General features: G+C 69.3%; 18 protein-coding genes and 2 pseudogenes. 14 read left to right on the plus strand and 6 right to left on the minus strand.

What is annotated here, in order from left to right; all coding sequences use genetic code 11:
• Window positions 1-117: 117 nt before the first annotated feature.
• The 4 genes from JW592_RS25995 (at window position 118) to JW592_RS26010 (ending at window position 4615) form a co-directional block, all read left to right on the plus strand.
• A complete protein-coding gene (locus tag JW592_RS25995) occupies window positions 118-1149 on the plus strand; it encodes a C40 family peptidase (protein WP_209267665.1) in 1032 nt (343 codons plus the stop codon).
• The gene (locus JW592_RS26000) at window positions 1146-1829 is read left to right on the plus strand and encodes a hypothetical protein (RefSeq protein WP_209267666.1); all 684 of its coding nucleotides are present in this window, start codon (window positions 1146-1148) and stop codon (window positions 1827-1829) included. The genes JW592_RS25995 and JW592_RS26000 overlap by 4 nt, the downstream gene beginning before the upstream one ends.
• A 37-nt stretch (window positions 1830-1866) precedes the next feature.
• Window positions 1867-2760 (plus strand): hypothetical protein, encoded by an 894-nt coding sequence (locus JW592_RS26005; RefSeq protein WP_209267667.1) that lies wholly within the window; start codon window positions 1867-1869, stop codon window positions 2758-2760.
• A 295-nt stretch (window positions 2761-3055) separates the two neighbouring features.
• On the plus strand, window positions 3056-4615 hold the full coding sequence (locus tag JW592_RS26010; RefSeq protein ID WP_307805550.1) for a glycosyl hydrolase: 1560 nt from the start codon (window positions 3056-3058) through the stop codon (window positions 4613-4615).
• Between the two features lie 215 nt (window positions 4616-4830).
• Here the strand turns inward: JW592_RS26010 and JW592_RS26015 are convergent, their stop codons facing one another.
• Window positions 4831-6360, minus strand: coding sequence for a bifunctional aminoglycoside phosphotransferase/ATP-binding protein (locus JW592_RS26015; protein ID WP_229376874.1), 1530 nt, complete (start codon window positions 6358-6360; stop codon window positions 4831-4833).
• 218 nt (window positions 6361-6578) lie between these two features.
• Between JW592_RS26015 and JW592_RS26020 the strand changes: the two genes are divergently transcribed.
• The 3 genes from JW592_RS26020 to JW592_RS26030 all read left to right on the plus strand — a co-directional run bounded on the left by JW592_RS26020 (window position 6579) and on the right by JW592_RS26030 (window position 8327).
• Complete coding sequence (locus JW592_RS26020; protein WP_209267669.1) at window positions 6579-6857, plus strand: DUF1876 domain-containing protein; 279 nt, start codon at window positions 6579-6581, stop codon at window positions 6855-6857.
• A 387-nt stretch (window positions 6858-7244) separates the two neighbouring features.
• Window positions 7245-7877, plus strand: coding sequence for a GAP family protein (locus JW592_RS26025; protein ID WP_209267670.1), 633 nt, complete (start codon window positions 7245-7247; stop codon window positions 7875-7877).
• Window positions 7878-7907: 30 nt separating this feature from the next.
• The gene (locus JW592_RS26030) at window positions 7908-8327 is read left to right on the plus strand and encodes a DUF7144 family membrane protein (protein ID WP_209267671.1); all 420 of its coding nucleotides are present in this window, start codon (window positions 7908-7910) and stop codon (window positions 8325-8327) included.
• Between the two features lie 97 nt (window positions 8328-8424).
• On the opposite strand, the gene JW592_RS26035 is transcribed toward JW592_RS26030, so the two are convergent.
• Window positions 8425-9765 carry a nicotinate phosphoribosyltransferase gene (locus tag JW592_RS26035; protein WP_209267672.1) on the minus strand — a complete coding sequence of 447 codons (1341 nt, stop codon included), beginning with the start codon at window positions 9763-9765 and terminating at the stop codon, window positions 8425-8427.
• 445 nt (window positions 9766-10210) lie between these two features.
• Here JW592_RS26035 and ppsA point away from each other — a divergent pair, with 445 nt between their 5' ends.
• Complete coding sequence (gene ppsA / locus JW592_RS26040; protein WP_209267673.1) at window positions 10211-12658, plus strand: phosphoenolpyruvate synthase; 2448 nt, start codon at window positions 10211-10213, stop codon at window positions 12656-12658.
• Window positions 12659-12868: 210 nt separating this feature from the next.
• On the opposite strand, the pseudogene JW592_RS26045 reads toward ppsA, so the two are convergent.
• Together JW592_RS26045 and JW592_RS26050 are read right to left on the minus strand one after the other, a co-directional pair.
• Window positions 12869-13060, minus strand: a pseudogene (locus tag JW592_RS26045) (DUF1918 domain-containing protein); the annotation flags it as partial.
• 172 nt (window positions 13061-13232) lie between these two features.
• The gene (locus tag JW592_RS26050) at window positions 13233-14249 is read right to left on the minus strand and encodes a GlxA family transcriptional regulator (protein WP_443742762.1); all 1017 of its coding nucleotides are present in this window, start codon (window positions 14247-14249) and stop codon (window positions 13233-13235) included.
• 151 nt (window positions 14250-14400) lie between these two features.
• Between JW592_RS26050 and JW592_RS26055 the strand changes: the two genes are divergently transcribed.
• The 3 genes from JW592_RS26055 (at window position 14401) to JW592_RS26065 (ending at window position 17735) form a co-directional block, all read left to right on the plus strand.
• Window positions 14401-15285, plus strand: a complete 885-nt coding sequence (locus JW592_RS26055) for an NAD(P)-dependent oxidoreductase (protein WP_209267675.1) — start codon at window positions 14401-14403, stop codon at window positions 15283-15285.
• A complete protein-coding gene (locus tag JW592_RS26060) occupies window positions 15282-15959 on the plus strand; it encodes a maleylpyruvate isomerase N-terminal domain-containing protein (protein WP_372446577.1) in 678 nt (225 codons plus the stop codon). Before JW592_RS26055 ends, JW592_RS26060 begins: the two co-directional genes overlap by 4 nt.
• Window positions 15960-17024: 1065 nt before the next feature.
• Window positions 17025-17735, plus strand: a complete 711-nt coding sequence (locus tag JW592_RS26065; protein WP_209267676.1) for a DUF4232 domain-containing protein — start codon at window positions 17025-17027, stop codon at window positions 17733-17735.
• A gap of 180 nt (window positions 17736-17915) precedes the next feature.
• On the opposite strand, the gene JW592_RS26070 is transcribed toward JW592_RS26065, so the two are convergent.
• Window positions 17916-19079, minus strand: a complete 1164-nt coding sequence (locus tag JW592_RS26070) for a LuxR C-terminal-related transcriptional regulator (RefSeq protein ID WP_209267677.1) — start codon at window positions 19077-19079, stop codon at window positions 17916-17918.
• A 192-nt stretch (window positions 19080-19271) separates the two neighbouring features.
• On the opposite strand from JW592_RS26070, the gene JW592_RS26075 reads away from it, so the two are divergent.
• Window positions 19272-20705, plus strand: a complete 1434-nt coding sequence (locus JW592_RS26075; RefSeq protein WP_209267678.1) for an FAD/NAD(P)-binding protein — start codon at window positions 19272-19274, stop codon at window positions 20703-20705.
• A 562-nt stretch (window positions 20706-21267) separates the two neighbouring features.
• Here the strand turns inward: JW592_RS26075 and JW592_RS26080 are convergent.
• Window positions 21268-21684, minus strand: a complete 417-nt coding sequence (locus JW592_RS26080; RefSeq protein WP_209267679.1) for a DUF6463 family protein — start codon at window positions 21682-21684, stop codon at window positions 21268-21270.
• A gap of 269 nt (window positions 21685-21953) precedes the next feature.
• Between JW592_RS26080 and JW592_RS26085 the strand changes: the two genes are divergently transcribed.
• Complete coding sequence (locus tag JW592_RS26085) at window positions 21954-22580, plus strand: TetR/AcrR family transcriptional regulator (protein ID WP_209267680.1); 627 nt, start codon at window positions 21954-21956, stop codon at window positions 22578-22580.
• A 185-nt stretch (window positions 22581-22765) separates the two neighbouring features.
• Window positions 22766-23050, plus strand: a pseudogene (locus JW592_RS26090) (transposase family protein); the annotation flags it as partial.
• Between the last annotated feature and the right edge of the window lie 190 nt (window positions 23051-23240).

Below are 23240 nucleotides of genomic sequence, written 5' to 3' on the forward strand. Positions count from 1 at the left end.
CGGCGCAGCAAACGCCGCATTTCCGCTCATACGTTGTCAAGCAGGCCCACACACTGAATATCGGCTGCCGGTCCACATACGGACGTTTCATCGAACTGGTTCAAGAGAGGGGGGCTGATGACCACGACCGCGGTGAGGTTGGCGGGCTGTGCGCTCGCCGGGCTGCTCACCCTGCTGGTCAGCCTGTCCGTCGTCGCGGCAGCGGGCGAGGAGGAGAACGGCGCTCCTACGGGATTTGTGACGGCGCTCGACGCCGACCGCGTCCCGGCGGAGTACGTACGGTGGGTCGAGCGGGCCGGCAAGGAGTGTGAAGAGGTCAGCGCTCCGCTGATCGCCGCGCAGATCGACGCCGAGTCGGGCTGGAATCCGAAGGCGCTCAGCTCCGCCGGAGCCGAGGGGCTGAGCCAGTTCCTCCCCGGCACCTGGAAGACCTGGGGAGTGGACGCGGCGGGCCGGGACGGCAGCGCCGAACCGGACGGCACCGCGGACCCGTTCACTCCGGGCGACGCCATCATGACCCAGGCCCGCTACGACTGCTGGCTCGCGGACAAGGTCAAGAAGCTGCGGCTGGAGGGCGACCCGACGCGACTGCTCCTCGCCGCCTACAACGCGGGCCCCGGCACCATCGAGGAATTCGGCGGGCTGCCGCCCTATCCGGAGACACAGAACTACGTAGCCAAGATCATCACATCGATGACCGGCTACTCGGGAGATGTGACGGGTGAGGAGGGCGGCCCGTTCGGCGACCGGGTGGTGGCCTACGCCAAGAAGTGGCTCGGCACCCCGTACGCATGGGGCGGCGGCGGTCCGGAAGGCCCGGGGAGGGGGTTCGCACAGGGCGCGGGCACCGTCGGATTCGACTGTTCCAGTCTGGTGCAGGCCGCCGTCTACCACGCGAGCAGCGGCAGGACACTCCTGCCCCGCACCTCCCAGGTCCAGGTCACCGAGGGCCGGTCGGTGGCCCGCGACGAGATGCGGCCGGGCGACGTGATCGGTTTCGACCTGCACGGCAGCTACGACCACATCGGCATCTACATCGGAGGCGGGCAGTTCATCCACGCGCCGAAGACCGGTGACGTGGTGAAGATCAGCGAGCTCGACGACGACTACTACGCAAGCAGGCCCCAGAAGGTGAGGCGGTTCGGATGACAGCCCCCAGCGCGCGCCGTACGGCCGCAACCGTGCTCGCGCTCGCACTCGCACTCGCACTTCCGGGATGCGGTGCCGTCGGCGGCGACGACCAGGGCGGCAACGGCGGCAAGGAGCGCGCACACGCCGGCGCCACACGGCAGTCCCCCGCCCCCGGCGCCTCGGCGGGCACCGGCCCCTCTCCGGACGCGTCCCCGTCCGCGACCGGCGAGTCCTCCGAACCCGCAGCACCCCCGAAGGGGGGCGTACCCGAGCCCGAGGATGTCGACCAGAAGGACCCGGACGCGGTCGGCAAGGGAGCGCTCACAGCGATGTGGACGTACGACACCGATGTCGACCGCGGCCCGCAGGACGCCGGTGTGCGTACCGCGGACGCCGGCTGGCTGACCGAGACGTACGCACGTCGGCTCCGCGACCACCGTTCCGGCTCGGCCCCCGGCGCGCAGTGGGAGACGTGGTCACAGCACCGCGCCTACACCACGGTCGAGTTGGCGAAGACCGAGGACGCGTCGAAGCCGGGCGACACCGACACCGTGGCGTGGCGGCAGTGGACCCTCACCACCACCCCGCACGGCCGCGACGGGTGGAAGCAGCAGCCGACCACCGTGGTGGCCTTCGTGCACCTGGTCCGGGCAGCGGCCGGAAAGCCATGGCGGGTCGCAGACATCACCGTGCGGTAGCGCCCGGAACCTCAGCAGAAGGGAATCAGGGAATCTCATGCCCACCATGTACGAGCCCGCCGAGGTGCCTGCCTGGCCGACGTACGCCTTCGTCGTCCAGGACAGCGGCCGGGTGGCCGTCTTCGGCCCGCTCCTGCCCGCGTCCGAGCGCCCGAGTCGCGCCTCGGCCATCGACGCCGTCGCCGCCGCGGCGGACGGACTCGGCCGGCCTGTGCGGGCCGAGGCGACCGAACCGGACGGCACCGTATGGCACTTGGTCATCTCGCCGGACGGGGCGGTCGGTGAGCTCTCCGACGGAGCCCCGCGCGCGAAGGCGCCGAAGAAGCGGCATGCGCCGGCACCTGCCCCGCAACCGGGTGCTGCGGGCCCGGCGCGCCGTCCTGAGCCGGCTCCCGTACCGGCCCCCGCACCCACCCGGGCTCAAACTCCGGCCCAGGCAGCTCCAGTGCCAGCTCCGGCTCCGGCTCCGGCTCCGGCTCCGGGCACACCGGACGCTCTCAGCGAGGCCGTGTCCCGGCTCGAAGCACACGCCGCGGCAGGCCGCATGGACCAAGCCCTCGCACTCGCCGCACAGCTCGACGAGTACGCGGCGGACGCGCTGGGCCTCGCACACCCCGAAGCGCTGCGCGTACGCGAAACCCGGGCCCGCCTCACCGCTCTGGCCGGGGACCCGGTCAGCGGCGTGCGTATGTACCGCGACGTCGCCGAGCGCTGGCACTATCAGGGGGCTGCCGATCAGGCCGAGGCGGTGGCCGACCGCGCCCAGGAACTGTGGCTCCAGATCCCCGACCTGGCAACGGCGGCGGCGGCCGGGGTCGCCATGGTCCGCATGCGCAACCAGATCCCCGGCGACGGCGGCACCGCGTTCGCCACCGTCCTGGAACGCCAGGCCCGGCTCGAGGCAGCGCTGAACACCGGAGCGCCGCAGTAGTGCACCGGATCGAGGCAACGGGCGGAAGGGGTACGGCGGGTGGGCCACGCGAGGAGCGGTTCCGTTCCACCGCGCCCCTCTCAGCGGTCTCCGGACCTCCGCACAGCGGAGACGGTCGGCCCGAGGCCGCAACGGCCGTCCGCCGGTGAACCGTCCGCTGCGCGCATACGTCGTGCGTGCGCAGACGATACCGACCCGAGAGGCGTGTTCTGTGCGTGTGAGACGACTCGAATCCTTCAGATCATTTCGACCATTTCTGTTCGCTCTCGTGCTGGTCGTCGCCACCGTGACGGCCGTGATTTCGGCGGAGCCGAGCGGATCCGCCGACAACCGCGAGGACCGCATCGCCGGGGCGGCAGCCGCCGGTGGCTCCGAGCACACCGTCACCCTGCGGAACCAGACCGAGAACCGGATCTGGGTGGGGGCCACCGTCAACGCCGACGGCTCGGCCTCGCTCACCGACCTGCCCGTGCTGGACCCGGGAAAGTCCGCCACCATCACCATCCCCGAGCGTGGCGAGGCCGGGCACTGGCGTGGCAAGTTCTTCGCCCGGCAGGGCTGCACCGGAGAGGAGGGCAGCACGTTCCACTGTGCCGTGGGCGACTGCGGGCCGTACGCCGACCGCTGCACAACGGGCGAACAGCCCGTCAGTCTGGCCGAGTTCAACTTCGACACGGCCGACTCGATGGCACCGTGGTACAACGTCAGCTACGTCAACGCGGTCTCGGCGCCGATCACCATCACCCCGAAAGGCGTGGACCCGCCTGAGAACGGCGGGGAGTGCGCCTCGGTGGGCTGCCCCACCGATCTGCTGTCCCACTGCCCGCCCGAGAACCTGACCAAGGACAAGGGCACAGGCAAGCCGCTGGTGTGCGTCAACCCGAACCGGGATGCGAAGACCGCCTACAGCGAAGCGCTCACGAAACAGTGCCCGTCGGCGTACTCATGGTCCAAGCACGACGCCGAGCGGGGCAACCAGGTCGTGCGCCAGTGCGGCAAGTGCAACGGTCTGACCGTTACTTTCCACGGCAACGGCACGTCCGGGAAGCCCGCCACCGACCCCGGCTCCGGCCCCGGTCACGAGCCGAAGCCCGGAGGCGACGAGCCCGGCTCTCACACCGATCCCGCGTCCGCAGACCGTAGGGGCGTAGCTCTCAACCCCGTCGACGGCACGGCCCAGGCGCTGAAGGACTCCGGCGCGTCCTGGTACCACAACTGGGCCTCGTCGAGCGGGGTCGACAAGCCGAAGGGGGTCGAGTTCGTCCCGACGATCTGGGGGCCCGGCTCGGTCACCGATACCGAGCTGAGCAAAGCCGCCAGGGAAGGCAAGCGGCTGCTGACCTTCAACGAGCCCGACCTGCCCTCGCAGGCGAACATGACACCCGAGCAGGCACTGGATCTGTGGCCTCGGCTGGAGGAGACCGGGCTGCGTCTGGGTGCCCCGGCGGTCGCGACCGACGCCGACAAGCCAGGCAGTTGGCTGGACCGCTTCATGAAGGGCGCCGAGAAGCGCGGCCTGCGCGTCGACTTCATTCCGGTCCACTGGTACGGCTCCGACTTCGGCCCCGCCGCCACCGGACATCTGGCCGACTATCTGCACCGTATCCACGACCGGTACAACAAGCCGGTCTGGCTGTCCGAGTACGCCCTCATCGACTTCACCGGGGACCGACCCCGCTATCCGAACCAGAAGGAGCAGACCGCCTTCATCAAATCCTCGACGAAAATGCTGGAGAGCCTGGACTTCGTGCAGCGCTACGCGTGGTTCGCCCTCTCGACAAGGACCAGCCCGACCGGCCTCTACGACGGCCCCACCGCGAACACCGGCGGAAAGACCTACCGCAACGCCGGCTGACTGTTCCCACTGCTCGCCGCAGCGGAATCGCCGGTGAACCGAACCCCCTGGACGGACGCCGTTCAGGGGGTTCCGCACCACGGCTGCTCGAGCGGCACGTGACGGCCACCGCGGCAACGCTCTCGCGTGCACCCTTCAAACCGATGCGCGCGTAATCGGCGTCGGGGTCCGTCCGAGAGTGAGCCTGCGCTCACGCCGGGCGGAGCCCGGCGTCCTCAGTCCGGTTCCATATAGGGGCGGCGGAAGACCGGGGCTTGGCCGGTGCCCCACGGGCGTACGGCTGCCAGTGCCTGGGCGACCGCGGACTCCAACGGGCCGCTCGTATCGACCGCGACCGCTTCCGGCCACGGCGCCTCCCTGGCCGCCATGGCCTGGGCGATGCCGAGGTCGGCGTCGGACACTCCCGGTGTGCGCGCTCTCATGCGGTCCGCCGACACGTCGTCGGGCACCTGGCAATGCAGTGCCACCAGGTCGGCGTCGGCACGTTCGGCCACCCGCGTTGCCGCTTCCCGCTCCCCCGCATCCGTCCAGGTTGCGTCCAGGACGACGGACTCACCGGAGGACAGCAGGGCGGCTGCGCGCTCCAGCAGGGTGGTGTAAGTCCTGGCTGTCCACTCCGGTGTGTAGAGGCCCTCGCCGTACTCGGCGGCGGCGGACTGCTCCGCGGGGATGCCGGCCAGCTCCTTGCGGAGGCGGTCGCTGCTGAGCAACGTGACCCCCAGCCGGTCCGCCAGAGCACCGGCGAGGGTGGATTTCCCGCTTCCCGGCAGCCCGCCCACGAGGGTCAATCCCGCGGCGGAGGTGCGCAGGTGACGCAGCGCTGCCGAGACCAGCCGTCGTGCCGCCGACTCCGCGCCCGGCGCACCCTGGCGGGCCTGGATCAGGGAGACCTTGGCGCGGACGAACGCACGGTAGGCGACGTAGTGATGCCGCAGGGAAGAGGGCGCAGGGTCGCCGGAGTACTCGCTGTACTGGGCGAGGAAGTACGCCGCGGCCTCCGGGGCGCCGAGCTGTTCCAAGTCCATGGCGAGGAAAGCGGCATCGTCGAAACCGTCGACGTAGCGCAGGTGGTCATCGAATTCCAGGCAGTCCAGGATGCGGGGGCCGTCGTCCAGGCAGAAGATGTCCTCGGCGAGCAGATCACCGTGGCCGTCGACCACCCGCCCCTGCTCGATACGCGAGTCGAACAGCTCCTTGCGGCCGGCCAGATAGCGGCGTACCAGCCACTCGACCTCCTCCACGTCCTCCGGCTCGACACCGTCTGCCGCCATCGGGCGGACCTGCGCGAAGCTGGCCTCCCAGCGCGCCGACAGCGCATCCCGCGTACCCTGCTCGTCCACCTCCCGGCCGCGGGGCGCCCTCGTGTGCCAGGCGGCGAGCTGCCGTGCCACGGCCCGAAGGACGTCATCGACAGCGACCCCCTCTCGCACCAGCCGGGAGAGCCTGCGGTCGGCCGGCATACGGCGCATCACCACCAGCGGTTCGGGCTCCTCCGCTTCTGGTCTGCGGACCTCGCCGAGCCCCGGATAGACGTCGGGTGCGAAGCGGCGGTTGAGCGCTACTTCGCGCTCGCAGGCGGTGCGGCGGGCCGACACCGTTGTGTAGTCCAGGAATCCGAGGTCCACCGGCTTCTTGAGCTTGTAGGCGCGGTCACCGGCGAAGAACACGATCGCGGTATGGGTCTCGGACACCTCCGCGCGCGGCACCTGCCACGCCGGCTCCCCACGGGCGCGACGCTCAGTCATGACGAACGGACCAGCAATCTCGCATGGCGACGTCCTCTGTCGCGTAGGAAGCTGAAAGTGTCGATGAACCTCTCAATCGAGAAATACCCCAATCCGCTCCGCGGCGCATGTGGGGCGGAGGGGGACGGACGGGGGGCTCGCCCGGCAGCCGCCTCGGTCTCGGGACAACCCGTTCCCAGCCCAGGTCGCACCGTAACCAGGCACGTCAGGAGAGAGCCATGGCACACACGAAGGAATGGAACGTCCACCTCGACCTCTTCGAGGACGACAAGGGAGCGACGAAGGCACACGTAGTGCTGGACACCGGAACCACAGCGCTCACCGGCCGCGGATCCGCGCACTGCAACCCCGCGGATACGGACGTGCCGGAGATCGGCGACGAACTGGCGGCGGGCAGGGCCATGCAGGACCTCGCCCAACAGCTGCTGAAGATCGCCGAGCGCGACATCCAGGGTCCGGATACTCCCCGGCCGAAGGACCGCCAGGCCGCTGGATGACCCGCGCGAGAGGGAATTGGTAGCCGGCAGTAACATTTGCCCCACCAGGCGTGTCCGCCATCAGGCCCGGGATCGTCGGTGACTGGTTGATGCGAAACCCAGGGTGCCCGCCGTGGGTGAGGTCATGACACAGACGGTCGTCGCGGTGGGACCTCTGCCGCGTGCGCCCCTGGCTTCACGCTGTGCAGTCACAAGTGGACGACAGGTGGGGGTCACCGGGAAGCCGTCACCCGTTCGGCCTGCGCCTGGAAGCGCCGAGCAGTGAATGCGGGTCGACTGGAGCCATCTGTACCGACACATCGACCAACAGCCGCCCCAGCCCGCACACCCGTCGGGGACCGTGCTTCCGAACGGTCAGCGAGCGGCCTTCTCACCGGCGGCCTCACCATGGACGGTCTGAAGATCCTCCCCCTGGCCATCACGATGATGGCAGGGCCTCAAATCATGTCGGCGATCATCTTCGCCACGGCAGCGCGAGCGGTACGTGTCTCGCTCGGGTTCCTCATCGGGGTGGCCGTGGCGACCCTCGCCGGTGTGGCCGCCATGCTGGGAATCACCTCGCTCTTCGGCGAAGCGGTCGATCTGGGCAGTTCCCACGACAAAGGCTCGGTCGGCCGCGCCATCGAATACACCTTGGTTGCCCTGCTGGCCCTGGCGGCGCTGAGGAACTGGCGGAATCGCGAAACCGTGCAACCTCCCAAATGGTTGCGCACTTTGCTGGAAGCAGATCCTCGGCAGGCTTTCAGGACCGGACTCCTGGTCATTCTGCTCATGCCCTCGGATCTCATGGTGATGCTCACCGTCGGAGTCCATCTCGGCCAGGCGGGAGGGTCGTTCACGGAAGCGTTGCCGTTCGTTGCCGCCACCGTGCTGGTCGCGGCGCTTCCCCTCCTCATCCGCCTGGCTGCGGGGCACCGGGCGGTAGACGTCATGCCCGAAGTCCGCGACTGGGCGAACACTCACAGTTGGCTGGTGAACATCCTGGTGTGCGCGCTCTTCATCGTCCTGATTCTGGCGTGAGCCAACGGCTCTGATTCGAGGAGGCTTTTCATGACACAGTCCACGATGAGCAACCGAGGCACCAATGCGCTGGCGGGGGGTGTGGTCACTTTCGGTGGAGTCATGCTCGTCCTGGCGGGCGTGCTCGACGCGCTCCGAGGGATCATGGCCATCGCGAACGACAACATTTTCGTGAGTACGCCGAACTATGTTTTCAAGTTCGACGTGGCGGGCTGGGGCTGGATTCACCTGATCCTGGGCGTGCTCGCGATTCCGGTCGGACTGAGCCTCGTCCGGGGCAGCCTGTGGGCTCGTATCGTCGGAGTCGTCATCGCCGGACTCCTGCTGATCACCAGCTTCCTCGCCCTGCCCTACTACCCGCTCTGGTCGATCGTCCTGATAGCGCTGTACGCGTTCATCATCTGGGCGCTGTGCGTCTACCGACCCGAGTCGCAAGTCGGCAGCCGATAGGGCGTGCGGCCACATACGCGGCCGTCGAACGCCGTACGGGTCCGGCAGCGCCCACCACGGGCACTGATCGAGGCGAGCCCTTCGGGCCTGATCGGGCCTAAGGGGAGGTGCGGGGCAGGTAGGTTGCCCGTATGTGCCGCCGCACCCGGTCGGTGAGAGCCCGCAGGCGGGGGGAGGTCGAGGAGTGCAGTGGCGTCGGGTCTGTGATGCGGCGTGCTTCCCCGGGCAGCGCGGCAATGTCTGCGACGCACCGATCGCGGATGTGCTGGAGGTCGGGTGCCGGACCGATCCGGGCGCCTTCTCGGACCACTGGGCGCAGCAGTGGGCTGCTGCGCGCGGGCGCTGCCTCCTCGGCGAGTGCGACGACGTCCTCGCAGCCGTTTCGCCGGAACACCTGCTTGGGGCCGGGCGCGGTCACCTTTCCGGTGGACAGTTTCATCACCGGGCGGGTGTCGTACGCGACCAGCTTGTAGGCGGTGTCCAGGTAGGGGGCGTCGGCGGAGACGCCCACACGGGTGCCCACCGCATAGATGTCCACGGGCGCGCCGGCCCGCACCAGGGCGTCGATGGCGTACTCGTCCAGACCGCCGCTGACGACGATACGCACCTCCGGGAGTCCGTGGGCGTCCAGGATGCGACGGGCCAGCCGGGCCTCCTCCTCCAAGTTGCCGCTGTCCAGGCGTATGGCTGAGCCTGTCGCGTTGCCCAGCGAGCGCAGCAGCTGTGCAGCGGTGCGGACGCCCTGTTCCGTCTGGTAGGTGTCGACCAGGAGGGTCACCGGGCCGGGGTGCGCGTCGGCGAAAGCCCTGAAGGCGGCTTCCTCCGGCCCGAACGCCTCGATGTAGGAGTGAGCCATCGTGCCCACGGCCGGTAGCCCCAGCTCGACGGCCGCGGCCACGTTACTGGTTGCGGAGAAGCCCGCGATCGCTCCCGCACGTGCGGCATGGTCAGCTGCCTCGATGCCGTGGGTCCGCCGCAGGGAGAAGTCCACCACGGGGTGCCCCTCGGCAGCGAGGACGCACCGGGCCGCCTTGGAGGCGAGTGCGGTCTGGTGGCTGACCTGGTTGAGCACGTAGCTCTCCACCAACTGGGCCACCGGTAGAGGCGCCGTCACTTCCAGCACCGGCTCGCCACCGAGTACGACTCGCCCTTCCGGCACGGCCCTGACATCGCCGTCGAATGTGATACCGAGGAGCGGCTCCAGGTCCTCGGGAGGGCGGTGCAGCACCGAGGCGAAGTCCTGGATGTGCTCGCTGCCGAGTCGGTAGTCGGTCAGGTAGTCGACGACATGCTCGACACCGGCCGCGACCAGGAACCCCCGCTCGGGCGGAAGGTCGCGGACGAACAGATCGAAGGTTGCGGGCTGCGTCATACCTTCGCGCAGATACGACAGAGCCATCGTGACCTCGTAGAGGTCCGTCGTCGTTTCCCTGCTCATGAGTGATCCGTAATCTCCGCGCTGCGCTGACCCAGCCTCTCCGCTCCGGGTCCCGCTCACGCCGATGTGTGTCATTGATGGCCGGCGCCGACATCGCTCACTCCTCGCCCCCTCTCCAGCGTGCCCCCTCACCCGGTCGGCGGCCACCGCAGCGGACGCCCACGGCAACCGGGGCACCGGCCCACGGATGGACGACCAGCACGAACGGACCGAGATCGGACACCGGGAGCACCATCTGCTCCTCACGGCTCTCCTCCCCCGGCGCGAGCCCGTACCCCTCCAGGCGCGGCGAGAACGCGGCCGGGAGCGACCAAGCGCTTCGTGCGGCACGACGGCGCGGCGGACGCCGGATCCGAGACGCAACTGGTGTGATGGTTCGCCATCAGCTGCACGGAACAGCCTCCGCCACCTGGCTCGGCGGTCCCCGGCAATACTGGAGGGTGCCATGCCTGACCGGAACACCAGCGGACCCCTGGTGAGACGGTTCGAGGATCTCTCACACGGCGATGTGGCCGTGGTCGGCGGCAAGAACGCTTCTCTCGGGGAGATGATCCGGAACCTGTCCTCGCAGGGTGTCCGGGTCCCGGGCGGGTTCGCCACCACCGCACACGCCTACCGGGAGTTTCTGGAGGCCGGCGGCCTGTACTCCCGTATCCAGCGGGAAATCGAGGCTCTGCACCGGGGGGCCGAGCTGGCGACGGTGGGCGAGGAGATCCGGCGCGCGTTCCGCGGCACCGACATCCCACCGCGTGTGGCCGATGCCGTCCGCGACGCCTACCGCTCACTCGGCGACACGCTCCAGCGCACGGACCCGGATGTGGCGGTGCGCTCCAGCGCCACCGCCGAGGACCTTCCCGAGGCCAGCTTCGCGGGGCAGCAGGAGAGCTACCTGGGCGTATGCGGAGAGGAAGCGCTGCTGGACGCCTGCAGGCGCTGTTACGCCTCGCTGTTCACCGACCGGGCGATCAGCTACCGCGAGCAGCACGGTTTCGACCACCTGAAAGTGGCACTGTCCATCGGTGTGCAGCAGATGGTCCGTTCCGACAAAGCGGGTGCCGGGGTGATGTTCACCCTCGACACGGACAGCGGTTTCCCCCGCGTCGTGCTGATCGACGCGTCCTGGGGGCTGGGCGAGTCCGTGGTCTCGGGCGCTGTGGACCCTGACGAGTACCAGGTCTTCAAGCCCCTGCTCGACCGGGCGGACCTCAACCCGGTGATCTCCAAGACAACCGGCGGAAAGCTGAGCCGGATCGTCTACAGCGAGGCTGCGGGGAAGGCTCCCACAATCACTGTGGACACCACTGAGCAGCAGCGGGCGGCGTACGTCCTCGACGACAGCGAGATCCTGCAACTGGCCCGGTGGGCCGTCGCGATCGAGGAACACTACGGCCGGCCGATGGACATCGAATGGGCGAAGGACGGTCTCAGCGGCGAGCTGCACATCGTCCAGGCCCGGCCGGAGACCGTCCAGGCCCGCAAGCAGGCCGCCACCCTGCGCTCTTACCGACTGACCGAACGCGGCCACAGGCTGGTCGACGGCTTGGCCGTCGGCGACGCCATCGCTGCCGGAAAGGTATGCAAGCTGCGCAGTGCCGAGGAGATCGGCCGGTTCGAGGACGGCGCGGTTCTGGTCACCGGATCGACCGATCCGGACTGGGAACCGATCATGAAGCGGGCTGCCGCCATCGTCACCGATCACGGCGGCCGCACCTCGCATGCCGCCATCGTGAGCCGCGAGCTGGGCGTGGCCGCGATCGTGGGCACTGGAGACGGTACCGGTGCGCTCGGCGACGGCCAGGAGGTCACCGTCTCCTGCGCCGAGGGCGAGGAGGGCCACGTCTACGCGGGCACCCTCGGCTACGACGAGCACGACATCGACCTGGCCCGGGTCCCCGAAACCGCCACCGATGTCATGCTCAACATCGCCAATCCCTCCGCGGCCTTCCGGTGGTGGCGGCTGCCGGCGGACGGAGTCGGCCTGGCCCGGATGGAGTTCATCGTCAACAACCACATCCAGATCCATCCCATGGCCTTGGTCCACTACGACGACCTCGCCGACGAGACGGCCCGGCAGCGTATCGACGAACTCACCCGCGGCTACGACGACAAGACGGAGTTCTTCGTCGATCGCCTGGCGTACGGCGTCGCCCGCATCGCAGCGGCCTGGTGGCCCAAGCCGGTCATCGTCCGGATGAGCGACTTCAAGACCAACGAGTACGCCAAACTCATCGGTGGCTCGGCCTTCGAACCGCCGGAAGAAAACCCCATGCTCGGCTGGCGAGGAGCCAGCCGCTACTACAGCGAGGGCTACCGCGCCGGTTTCGGCCTCGAATGCCGCGCCATCCGAAGAGTGCGAGACTCCATGGGACTGACCAACACCACCGTCATGATCCCGTTCTGCCGCACCCTTCAGGAGGCCGACCGCGTCCTCGCCGCCATGGCCGACCACGGCTTGGCCCGCGGCAGCAACGGCCTGGAATGCTATGTGATGGCGGAGATCCCCTCGAACATCGTTCTCGCTGAGCAGTTCGCCGACCGCTTCGACGGCTTCTCCATCGGCAGCAACGACCTCACCCAGCTCACCCTCGGCGTCGACCGGGACTCCGAGCAGCTCTCGCAGCTGTTCAACGAACGCGATCCGGCCGTCACCCACAGCATTCAGGCGCTGATCACCGATGCGCACCGCAGATCTCGCAAAGTCGGGCTGTGCGGGCAGCGTCCCAGCGACGACCCCGACTTCGCGCGCCTCCTGGTCGGCGCCGGCATCGACTCGGTCTCGGTCGCGCCTGACAGCTTCCTTCTCGTAAAGGAGAATGTCGCCACCGCCGAGAGTGAGCTGAGACAGCAGGAGAAGGCCCCCGAAGCGGACGAAGCCGAGGAGGCCGGCCGATGAAGATCTCCGTCTTCGGGACCGAGTGCTGGCGGGTGAGCGGCCCCCTACGGCGGTAACGCTTCGCTTCGGCGTGGTTCGGCCTCTGGACGGCCGAAACCGCGCTGAGCCGCATCGCGACCGGACGGGTCCCCGGGCCCTGGGCCCGGCAGGACGACTGCCTTGGGGTTACCTGTGCCCGTGCGGAGACCGTTCGTGGCCGGCTGCGGACCGTTCGTGTTCGAGGTGACGGACATGGGCGTCGGGGCCAGGGAACACGAGCGTCACGTCGCCCGAGTCCGACCAGCGCACGTCGTACGGAGGCGTTCCGTCCTCGTGGTGGAGTCCGACGATCTCCCCGTCGCGCCTGGGGACGTCGGTCGTCGGGCTTTCGATGATGAGTTGGTCGCCGAGGTGAGCTCGCATGATCGGCTTCCTTTTCCACAGAAATGGTGCTGTGTCCAGCGTGACATATGCGGCCGGCCACCGCGGGTCGAGCCCGCTTGTCCGCAGGACGGTATCGGGCCACCGCTGTGCTGCGGTCCCCAGATATGACTTCACCGCTTGCGGTCCTGGGCAGGCTGGGGGCGCGGTGTCATCAGACGGTGCGGAGTTGTGGCTCCAAGTCGGACCCGGTGCTTGGAACCGTCTGCGGAAAGGCTCGCCGGTACTCGCTCGGTGACACCCCGATGTGGTTGAGGAAGTGGTGGCGGAGGTTGTTGGCCGTGCCCAGGCCGCTGAGTTCGCCGATCTTCTCGATGGAGAGGTTGGTCGACTCCAGGAGGTCCTGGGCTCGCCCGAGGCGTTGGGTGAGCAGCCACTGCAAGGGTGTCGACCCCGTGGCCTCCTGGAGCCGCCGGTAGAACGTGCGGGGGCTCATCGCGGCCCGCCGCGCCAGGTCTCCGACGGCGATCGGCTGGTCCAGGTGGGAGCGGGCCCAGTCCAGTACGGGGGCCAGCGCTTCATCGTCGGTTTCCGGTACCGACAGGTCGATGAACTGCGCCTGGCCTCCGGGCCGGTGGGCCGGCACCACCATGCGGCGGGCCAGCCGGTTCGCCACGTGGGCACCGTGGTCGCGGCGCACCAGATGGAGGCAGAGGTCGAGCCCGGCGGTCAGGCCCGCGCTGGTGAGCACATCGCCGTCGTCCACGTACAGCACCGAGTCGTCCACCTGCACCTTCGGGTAGCGCTCGGCAAGTTGGGCGGTGTGCAGCCAATGAGCCGTGGCACGCCGCCCGTCGAGCAGCCCGGCCTCGGCGAGCGCGAAGGCGCCGGTGCACAGGGAGACCATGCGGGCGCCTGCCTCGTAGGCCCGGCGCAGGGCCAGGACCAGTGCCTCCGGCAGCGGCCTGCCCTCCTCGACGCAGGCGTCGGGCACCGAGGGCACGATGACCGTATCGGCTCCGACCAGGTCGTCGAGGCCGTGGTCGGTCCGCAGTGCGAGCCCGGTGCCGGCGACGGCGCCCTGGGGGCGCTCCTGTGTTCCCGTGCCGCACACCATCAGGTGGTACCAGGGATCGGCCAGGTCGGACTGCGGCTGCCCGAAGACGGTGCAGGGGATGCTCAGCTCGTACAGGTCCCAGGAAGCGAGCCTGATCTCCTCGGTCACGACCACGGCCACGGTGCGAGCGCTCATGCCTCACAGGGTATGGCAGGAATTTGGTGGTGACTGTCATCGGTGTCACTGTCCCTGGCCGCCACGCGCTGCGAGCGTGGCAGGTGAGTGATCAACCGCTGTCTGCGGTACGGATGAGGAGTTGTGAGTTGTGAACGCTGACCACCAGGCCGTCACTGTCATCGGACTGGGCTCGATGGGCTCGGAGCTGGCCTCCGCGCTGCTGGACCGCGGCCACCCGACCACCGTGTGGAACCGCACGGTGGAAAAGGCCCGGCCGCTGGCCGACCGGGGAGCCCACCCGGCCACGACGCCGCGAGAGGCGATCACGGCGAGCCCTCTGGTCCTCGCCTGCGTACTGGACTACGAGGTGCTGCGCTCCGTCCTCGAACCCGTTGCCGAGGCTCTCGCCGGAAAGGTCTTGGTCAACCTCACCTCCGGCTCGCCGGAGCAGGCCCGGGAGATGGCCGGGTGGGTCCGGTCCCATGGCGCCGACTACCTCGACGGCGCGATCATGACCACCCCGCCCGGCGTCGGCAGCCCCGAGATGATGTTCCTCTACAGCGGTCCGCACGCTGTCTTCGAAGCCCACCGCCCCACCTTGGCGGCCCTGGGCGATCCGCTGCACCTGTCCGACGACCCCGGCATGGCCTCCCTCTACGACGCCGCCCTGCTCGGCCTGATGTGGTCCACCATGACCGGCTGGCTGCACGGCACCGCGCTGGTCGGCGCGGAGAAGACGCCGGCCACGGCGTTCACCCCCATAGCGGTCCGCTGGCTCACCGCCGTGGCCGGTTTCCTCACCGCCTATGCGCCGCAGGTGGATGCCGGACGCTACCCGGGCGACGACGCAACCATCGACGTGCAGATCGCGGCCATCGAGCACCTTCTCCACGCAGCGGAGGCCCGGGGCGTCGACAACGCCCTGCCCGAGCTGCTGAAGTCCACCATGGAGCGGGCCAAGGTCGCGGGTCACGGTTCGGACAGCTTCGCCGGTGTGATCGAGGTCCTGAGGAAGTCGGGGGACCAACAGTGACAACAACGCCGAAGGCCACCCCTGATCCCCTCCCCGAACCGATGGCCCCAGCCGCCACCGCGCCGTGGCCGGAGCTGTTGTCGGCCGCCGCCGGGAGCAGCCTGGCTGCCCTCCTCACCGCCACCGACCGGGACTGGTCACGCCCAGCGCACGGCCTCGACTGGACCTGCCGGGAGACACTCGACCACCTCGCCCTCGGCCTGACCGGCTACGCCGGCCTGCTCATCGCCCGGCCCCGGGACCGCTACATCACGCTCTTCGCCTCACTCGATCCCGCGGCTCCGGTGCCCGCCTGCTTGGAAGGAATTCGTATCGCCGCATCCCTTCTCACCTCCACCGTCCGCGATACACCGCCCCATGTGCGGGCCTGGCATCCCTGGGGACACTCCGACGCCGCCGGGTTCGCCGCCATGGGAATCACGGAACTGCTTCTCCACACCTACGACATCGCCCACGCTCTCGAGTGCCCCTGGGCCCCGCCCGACGGCCCGGCCGGCGCCGCACTCGCCCGGCTCTTCCCCGATGCCCCGACAGGCCACAGCCCGTTTGACACCCTGCTGTGGTGTACGGGACGAATCCCGCTGCCCGGCCGGCCACGACGCACCGAGTGGCAGTGGAACGGAACACCCGCCGGAGACCGGAACGCCGGACCTGCCTCAACGGCGCGCAGTTGACCGCCCCTTGCTCCCGCGCGATGCTCATGTATCCCAAGGCGGCAGTTGATGCGCGGCGACGCTGGGTTCCCGCGCGGCGCGCGGTAGCCAACTGCTCAGACGTGGTTGCATCTGGCGGTGATCGATGGACTGGCGCCGAGATGAGCCACAGAAGGCGAAGAGGAAGACAAGACCGAGACTGCTTGCCGGATCTGCGGGTATTACGACGGCGAACGAGTGTTCGACGAGTACGGCGTCCCGCAGTACGTCATCTATCCGTGCTGCTACCACGAGTCCGGGGATATGAGGTCACAGCGGACTACATCGCCGGGCATCGTGATCGGTCAGGCCGGCAGTCCCGGCCTCACCCGGGGCACTTGAATCACCCCGAAGCTCGCTACTGCGTATGCCGACCGGTTACAGCACCGTACGGCCCAGTACATCTCCATGCGAGCCACGGCACCGAATCGACGCGCGACTGGGGATCAAGGGGTCGTGGGTTCAAATTCCGCGTCCCGACTGCGGGGATCGCAGACAGGAAGCCGTTCCAGTACTTTCTGGGACGGCTTCTTCCGTACGTGCGTGTGCTCCCGGGCTGGGAGCCCTCTGGGAGCACACGCGCTCCCGCGTTCCCAGCCGTCAACGGTGCCCGTTTCCCCGTCCCACCGTCGGGTCGAGGCTGTGCGCAGTACGCCGCTGCTGCGCGCCGTCGTCAACGGTGCGGTATCGCCACGCCCCTGAGGGTGGACTGGTATTCCCGGACAGGCAGCACGAGAGCCCCCCGACCCCCGACTCGCCGCGGACCAGTTCATCGCGCTTACCTTCGGCGGCGCGCTGGACAGGCTCGGCTCCGCGAACGCCGCGGAGGTCAGCCGCGTCAGGCACTCATCACCGAGGGAGTGCGGACCTTCCTCCGGGCATACCGAACCATGCAGGACTACCGAGCAGTGATGTGGATCACATTGAATTCCGTGAACAACTCGCAGCCCGACGCCATCACAGTGTCCGTAACCACCAATGGCCCCTGCCGGGGGAACCTGCGGAAGCGGGCGGCGGGGCCGTATCGGATATCCATGGGGGGATCTCGTGAAGACCATTGGCCGCACCATCCGCTCCACCGGCCTTGCCGCCGTCGCTGCCGCCGCCGCGCTCTCGCTGACGGCCTGCCAGGGCGACGGCGGCAAGGACGATGACGCCAGCTCCTCGTCAGCCGCCGGGGCAGCAAAGGGCACGGGGGCGAAGGACGCAGCCTCGACCGGTTCCGACTCGGGCTCAACAGGCGACGGCGATGAGCAGAGCAACGGCGGCGGGGGTACGCAGAGCAACAAGGCGGGCAGCGGCGGTTCGGGTAAGCCTGCACAGGGTGACGCTTCGGGAGCGAACGGTTCCGTGTGCACCGTCGGCACGGTCTCCGTCGATCTCCAGGAGACCGGGGGCTCCGCGCCGGTCATCCTGCTCAAGGCCACCAACAACGGCAGCACCCGCTGCGACCTTTACGGACACCCGTTCGTGGGCTACCCGGACGCCCAGTCCCCCATCCCGATCGGCGGCGGCAAGCCGCAGTCCGTGGTCTCCCTGGAGCCGGGCACGTCCGCCTACTCCGCGCTCAGCCTGGAGAAGGGCAACGGGGGCAACATGCACCGCGAGAAGCAGCTCACCGTCCAGCTGGCCGACCGCAGCCTGCACGGTACCGGCGCCACCGCCAAGGTCGCCGCCCCCGGCGAAGCCGGCCTCGCCCTCAGCGACAACTCGACCGTCACCTACTGGAACGACACCGTCGAGCAGGTACTCCAGTAGACCCCGCACCACCCATAAGGCGGGTGCCCCCTCACAGGGCGGGTGCCTCCCGACCGACCGGTGGACACCCCTCCAGGATCCGCGGCCTGCGCCATCGCCGAGGCAGACCGTGGGACCCCGCCTCCCGAACCGTGGCCGTCGACCCGGTCGGGCGGCGGGTGCCTGCCGAAACCGCCCCCACTACTGCTGCGGCTCGTGAAAAGTGCGGCCCTCATTCCTCCGGTTGCTGGTGGACATGCGTGGGCACTGGCGTCGGGCTTGGACCGGTTCTGGAAGGGCGGGCCAGTAGTGCTCGGTGAACAGGAGGGCGACCAGCTCGCCTCGGCTGGAGACGCGGGTCTTGGCGAAGACGGCCTTGAGATGGTCTCGGACCGTGTGCGGGGAGATGAAGAGCATCGCGGCGATCTCAGCGGTTGTCATCCCGCGCGCGATGAGCTGCGTGATCTGGAGCTCCCGCGAGGTCAGGCCGTACGCCTCGGCGATGAGGACCGCCAAGTCGGCGGGTGCCGCGGGCTCGATGACGAGGGCCACCGGGCCGGGCCTGCCGCCGGGTCCTGTGAGGCAGGATGCATGGCAGACCAGCCAGCGGCCCTCAGTGGTCCGGATGCGCACCCGGGCGTTGCCGTGGTCGCGGCCGTCGGCGATGGCCCGCGCCTGAAGGGCTGTGCCGATCACCCAGACGGGCAGCTTCAGCCCCAGTGGTGAGGGGAAGGCCGGCCCCTTCGGCAGCAGCGCGAGGAGATGCCGTGCCTCCGCATTGACCGACGTGGCTTCGCCGGACTCGTCGAAGAGGACCAGCCCGGGCGCAGGCGAGTCGGTACCGGGTGCGGACTCGCACGGCTGGGTGAAGTTGCGCAGCCGCGCGGCCAGCGGACCGGACAGGTCCGCGAGCAGCTCGATCTCATCCGGACGGAACGCTTCGGTGTTGCGAAACAGGCTCACCAGCCCCCACGGCCGGTCGCCGACCCGCAGTACGGCGCGCAGCTCGTCGTGCACGCCCTGGCCGAACAGGAGGCGCCGGAAGCGGGCGCTGCGGGCAGGCAGGTCACCGGTGGCCGCACGCAGCCCGGCCGCCGGCAGGGACGCACGGGCCAGCTCACGGAACGGCAGGACGTTCTCCCCCAGGAGCTCGCTCTCCCAGTAGGTGGCACACCCCTCCCCGTCGCCGAGGTTCTCCACCAGCATCGGCGCTGTGATCAGACCGGTTTCCGGATCGGCGGCCGTCCACACGGCCGAGTGGAACGGCACCGACTTCCGCACACCGGCTGAAGCCAGGCTGAACAGCTCGAACGCGTCGGTAGCCCGTTCGGCGGCCGACAGCACCGGTCGGCATGGATCAGCCATGTGTTTCCCCTCCCCTGATCACCCTGCTGGGTTCCCCCGCTCATCCTGCTCGGTCCCGCGCCTGGCACCAACCCCTCGTTTGAGGGGGTGTCCCCAGCGGATCCCCCCTGCTCGCGGGATGGGTCCGCTGGGCGACGGTGGCGCAGGTTGGTGGCACACGGCCAACAGAGAGGCAGCACATGGACATCGCGATTGTCGGAGGGGGGTGCGGCGGCGGTCGGCCTGCTGCACGCGCTGGCCACCACGGAGGGCGAGGTCGCCATCGCGGCCGGGACCGGCACGATCACGGTCTTCGAGCCGTCGCCGCAGCTGTGGCGCGGGCGACCGTACGGCCCCGACCTGGATTCGGTCCTGGTGAACGCGCCACCCGCCATCATGTCGATCCGCCACGGCGACTTCAGCCACTACACCGCCTGGCTGGGAGAACGAGGTACCGACCACATCGACGAGCGCCTGGGGCAGCCGCTGGTCCCGCGCGCGCTGTACGGCGAATATCTGGAGCACACCGCGGAGAAGGCCGTAGCGGCACTGGCCGAACAGGGCTGGCCGGTGCGCGTCGTGTCCGCCCGCGTGAGCGAGGTCGCCCGTTCCGGAGCCGGGATCGTGGTGCGCACGGACGACGCGCAAGAGCACCGAGCCACCCACCTGGCGCTGTGTGTGGGCGGAGGCGCCCCTCCGGACCTGTACGGCCTCGCCGGTGGCCCGGGCTTCACGGCCGACCCCTACCCGCTGGCCGGCACACTCGACAACGTTCCGGCAGAGACCGATGTGGCGGTCATAGGCAGCGGCCTCACCGCCGTGGACGTCGTCGTGTCGCTCGCCGCGCGCGGACATGCCGGACGCATCTCGCTCCTCTCGCGCAGCGGCGTACTGCCGCACGTGTGGCAGCGTCAGGACGGCCGGAGCCCGCGGCATGTGACCGCCGAACGGGTGTTGGAGCTGCGCCAGACACGAGGGAACGTCACGCTCGACGATCTCATCGGGCTCTTGCGTGCGGAACTGGCGGACGCGGGCGAGGACTTCCAAGAGCTCACCACCGAGCTTCGGGCCGCCGGAACCGACAACCCGGTCCAGCGGCTCCGGCGGCAGATCGCCGCCATCGACGACCCCCGGATCGGACGCCGTGTGCTGCAGCAGACCGTGCACAGCGTCGGCCCGTACGCCTGGCGGCTGTTGCCCGAATCCGACCGCTCGTGGCTGCGACGCCACCTCCGTACGGCCGCCAGCGTGGCCTCTCCCATGATCCCGAGGAACGCGTCGATCCTGATGCGGCTGCTGGATTCCGGCCAGCTCACCGTCACTCCCGGCATACACACGATCGAGCCGGTGAACGGGCGGTACCGGGTGCGGCACGGCCCAGGCGAGCTCACCGCGGAGATCGTCGTCAACGCCGTGAACCCGCCACCGCAAGCGGTCCCGGCCTCGGCCCGGGACCTGGTCCGGTCCGTGCTGGGCAACTGCCTGGCCACGCTTCACCCGTCAGGCGGCCTGATCCCCGCCGACCCGCGCCTGCACGTGGTCGGAGACCTGACGGGCGGCGGCTCATTCATCACCTCGAGCATTCCCGGCGTCGCCGCCCAGGCGTCCCGCGTCGCCGAGGCGCTAGGGAGCCGTCACATTCCATGAAGTCCTCACCCCTGGCCGCCGTCGTCGGCAAGACCAAGGCAGCGATCCTCGCCACTCTGGAGCTCCCCATGTCCACCGCCCAGCTCACGGAACAGCTCACTCTCACCGCACCAACCCTCAACGCACACCCCAAAACGCTTCAGGCCGCCATCCTCGCTTCCCGGCGCGACGACCGGTCCGTGCTCTACCAGCGCACCCGGCCCGAGCCGAGGCTGACATCCCGGTCGATGCCTCCTGCTTGTGCCCACTGTCGGCTTCGGGGGCATCCCTGTGACAACGGATCCTGCGGTGGGCTGCACCAACTCGGACCCGAACGCCGCCGCTTCACCGGCGCGGGAGGACGGCACCAACCGCACACGCCGCAGGACCCCGCCGGCTCAGCGGGCCCGGAGTCGGCGCTGCTCCGGCTTTGTAGTCCTTCGGCGTACGTGCGCGCCGCGCAAGGAATCGTCAGCGGCGGGCCGTCCCGTCATCTGAAGCACCACCGACTTGAACCAGGCTGTGGTTTCGATCAAAGCACAGCACTCCGGGGACGGGCAGGGCCTGGGCACAACGTGGATTCCTACGGCATCCGCGCCGAGCCGGCGCGCGGTACGGGGTTGCCACGGCAGGCGGCTCGGCGGCTTCCGGCCAGCAGCAGGATGCTCGCCAGCAGGAAGAGCGGCCAGGGCGTGGTGATGAGGATGGCGGCGTCCGCCACGCTCCAGACACCCAGCGTCCACGCGATGAACGGCGGTGGTGTGATGCCGTGGCGGTCCAGCCACAGGACGATCAGGCCGACCACGACGAGCGGCGGGCCGAAACTCTCCAGAGACAGCCACAGTGCGCTGCCGGCCGGACTCATATCGGAGAAGTCCTCGCCCCACAACCCCCCGCTGAACCATTCCCGGGCGTGACGTCCCGCTCCCTCCAGCGTCAGGGCGAGGAGCGTGTGCGCGGCTCCGAGGAACACAAGGAGCCAACCGGCGCATTTGATCATCTAGCGTCCCATCTGTTGAGAATGTGGAGCTCTCCCGCTCCACACCCTTGCTGTTCGGCCATGACCCGGATCAGCCGGGAGGGCGACTTCGTCTCCTCTGCCCGCGGCGTCTCCGGGTTCCTGCTTCAGGTAGCGACCCCGCCATCGACCGCGTCGATGGCGGGGTCGGCGCCCGGCATCGGGACCCGCCTTGAGCGGAGGGCGCGCGAGATCACGGACCAGTTATGGAACTAGCGGTTTCGGTACTTACAGTCTCGTATGATGCGCTCATGTCTGCTCGAAGGCAAGTTCGCAACCAAGGGGGCCGCCCCCGGGACAGCCGCGTCGACGACGCCATCGGCTCCGCCGTTCGAGAGCTGCTGACCGAGGTGGGGTACGCGCGACTCACGGTGGCCGAGGTGGCCTCGCGGGCCGGGGTGGGCAAGGCGGCGATCTACCGGCGCCACGCCACCAAACAGGAAATGATCTTCGACGTACTTGTTCCCGGCCAGTTCCTGGCAGCGGCGCCCGACTGCGGATCGCTCCGCGCCGACCTGGCCGCCGTGCTGGCCGAGATCGCGGACAGCATGGCCTCTCCGCCGCAGGGGACGGTCCCCGGCCTGCTGGCCGATATCCACGCCGACCCCGCACTGCGTGACCGGTTCGACGAGAAATACCTGGAAATCCAGCGACGGACCCTCACGGAGATCCTGGACCGTGCGACCGCACGCGGCGAACTCACCATTCGCCCCGACCCAGTCGCCCTCAACGCCCTACTTGTCGGCCCCGTTTTCGCCTGGCTGTTCCTGCTGTCCGAATCCCCCGACCGACTCCCCGCCCTGACCTCCGCGCTTCTCGACGCGACACTCGCCCTCACCGGAGCCCCCGGCCCCGGTCAAGGACAGTCCCGCCAGTGAGAGCGTGACGTGATCCGGATTCACGCCCGACGCACGTTTCCCACCACACGACCACGACCACGGCTCAAAACACCCGACGCCTCACCTCCAACCATCCACGAGCTCGCCAGCGAAGGAGGGTGGCCTTCACGGCGAGTGCCATGGCCAGTTGCTGCCACGTGAGTTCGTCCGAGGCGTGGTCCGGTCGGCCGAAGATGCGCGGCAAGCACAAGCAGCACGGCGTGAACGTGCAGGTCTCTCGCCGATCCGTTCGGCCGGCTGCTGCGGGCCTCACCCGCATAGCCAGCGCCCATCCACAACGTTCGCGCAGCCCGAGACACGGCGTCATCGACGCGCTCGACCAGGCCCGCATCCCTGCTGGGCCGGCAAGGGCTACCAGGGCGCCCGCGGCACGGTCCGGATTCCGTTTCGCGGCCGATTGGAGACGCTTTCCAGCAGGCTGCAGGCAGCAGGCCGTGAACCGTTCCCATACGGGTTTCGACTCCGGGGGGGGCGGTGCGGCGTAAGTCATGACCAGGGGCGAGACCGTGGATTCTCCTCCCTTCGTCTTGCGCTCAACCGAACAGGTGGCTTTACCTACTTCACAGGGCAGAAGGCACAACACGGGCGCGACTCCACGTCGAGGCCCCCGCTGTGACCGCGGCCGACACTTGGCCAACC

Origin of the sequence: Streptomyces spirodelae (assembly GCF_017676385.1) — a bacterium.
Classification (GTDB): Bacteria; Actinomycetota; Actinomycetes; order Streptomycetales; family Streptomycetaceae; genus Streptomyces; species Streptomyces spirodelae.

Bases quoted from the DNA above. Each gene is read 5' to 3' on its own strand.
- JW592_RS26020 (WP_209267669.1), top strand. From the start codon at position 6,579: ATGGCACACACGAAGGAATGGAACGTCCACCTCGACCTCTTCGAGGAC.
- JW592_RS26070 (WP_209267677.1), bottom strand. From the start codon at position 19,079: ATGGCTGATCCATGCCGACCGGTGCTGTCGGCCGCCGAACGGGCTACC.
- JW592_RS26080 (WP_209267679.1), bottom strand. From the start codon at position 21,684: ATGATCAAATGCGCCGGTTGGCTCCTTGTGTTCCTCGGAGCCGCGCAC.
- JW592_RS26015 (WP_229376874.1), bottom strand. From the start codon at position 6,360: ATGACTGAGCGTCGCGCCCGTGGGGAGCCGGCGTGGCAGGTGCCGCGC.
- JW592_RS26030 (WP_209267671.1), top strand. From the start codon at position 7,908: ATGACACAGTCCACGATGAGCAACCGAGGCACCAATGCGCTGGCGGGG.
- JW592_RS26000 (WP_209267666.1), top strand. From the start codon at position 1,146: ATGACAGCCCCCAGCGCGCGCCGTACGGCCGCAACCGTGCTCGCGCTC.
- JW592_RS26085 (WP_209267680.1), top strand. From the start codon at position 21,954: ATGTCTGCTCGAAGGCAAGTTCGCAACCAAGGGGGCCGCCCCCGGGAC.
- JW592_RS26005 (WP_209267667.1), top strand. From the start codon at position 1,867: ATGCCCACCATGTACGAGCCCGCCGAGGTGCCTGCCTGGCCGACGTAC.
- JW592_RS26025 (WP_209267670.1), top strand. From the start codon at position 7,245: ATGGACGGTCTGAAGATCCTCCCCCTGGCCATCACGATGATGGCAGGG.
- JW592_RS26035 (WP_209267672.1), bottom strand. From the start codon at position 9,765: ATGAGCAGGGAAACGACGACGGACCTCTACGAGGTCACGATGGCTCTG.
- JW592_RS25995 (WP_209267665.1), top strand. From the start codon at position 118: ATGACCACGACCGCGGTGAGGTTGGCGGGCTGTGCGCTCGCCGGGCTG.
- ppsA (WP_209267673.1), top strand. From the start codon at position 10,211: ATGCCTGACCGGAACACCAGCGGACCCCTGGTGAGACGGTTCGAGGAT.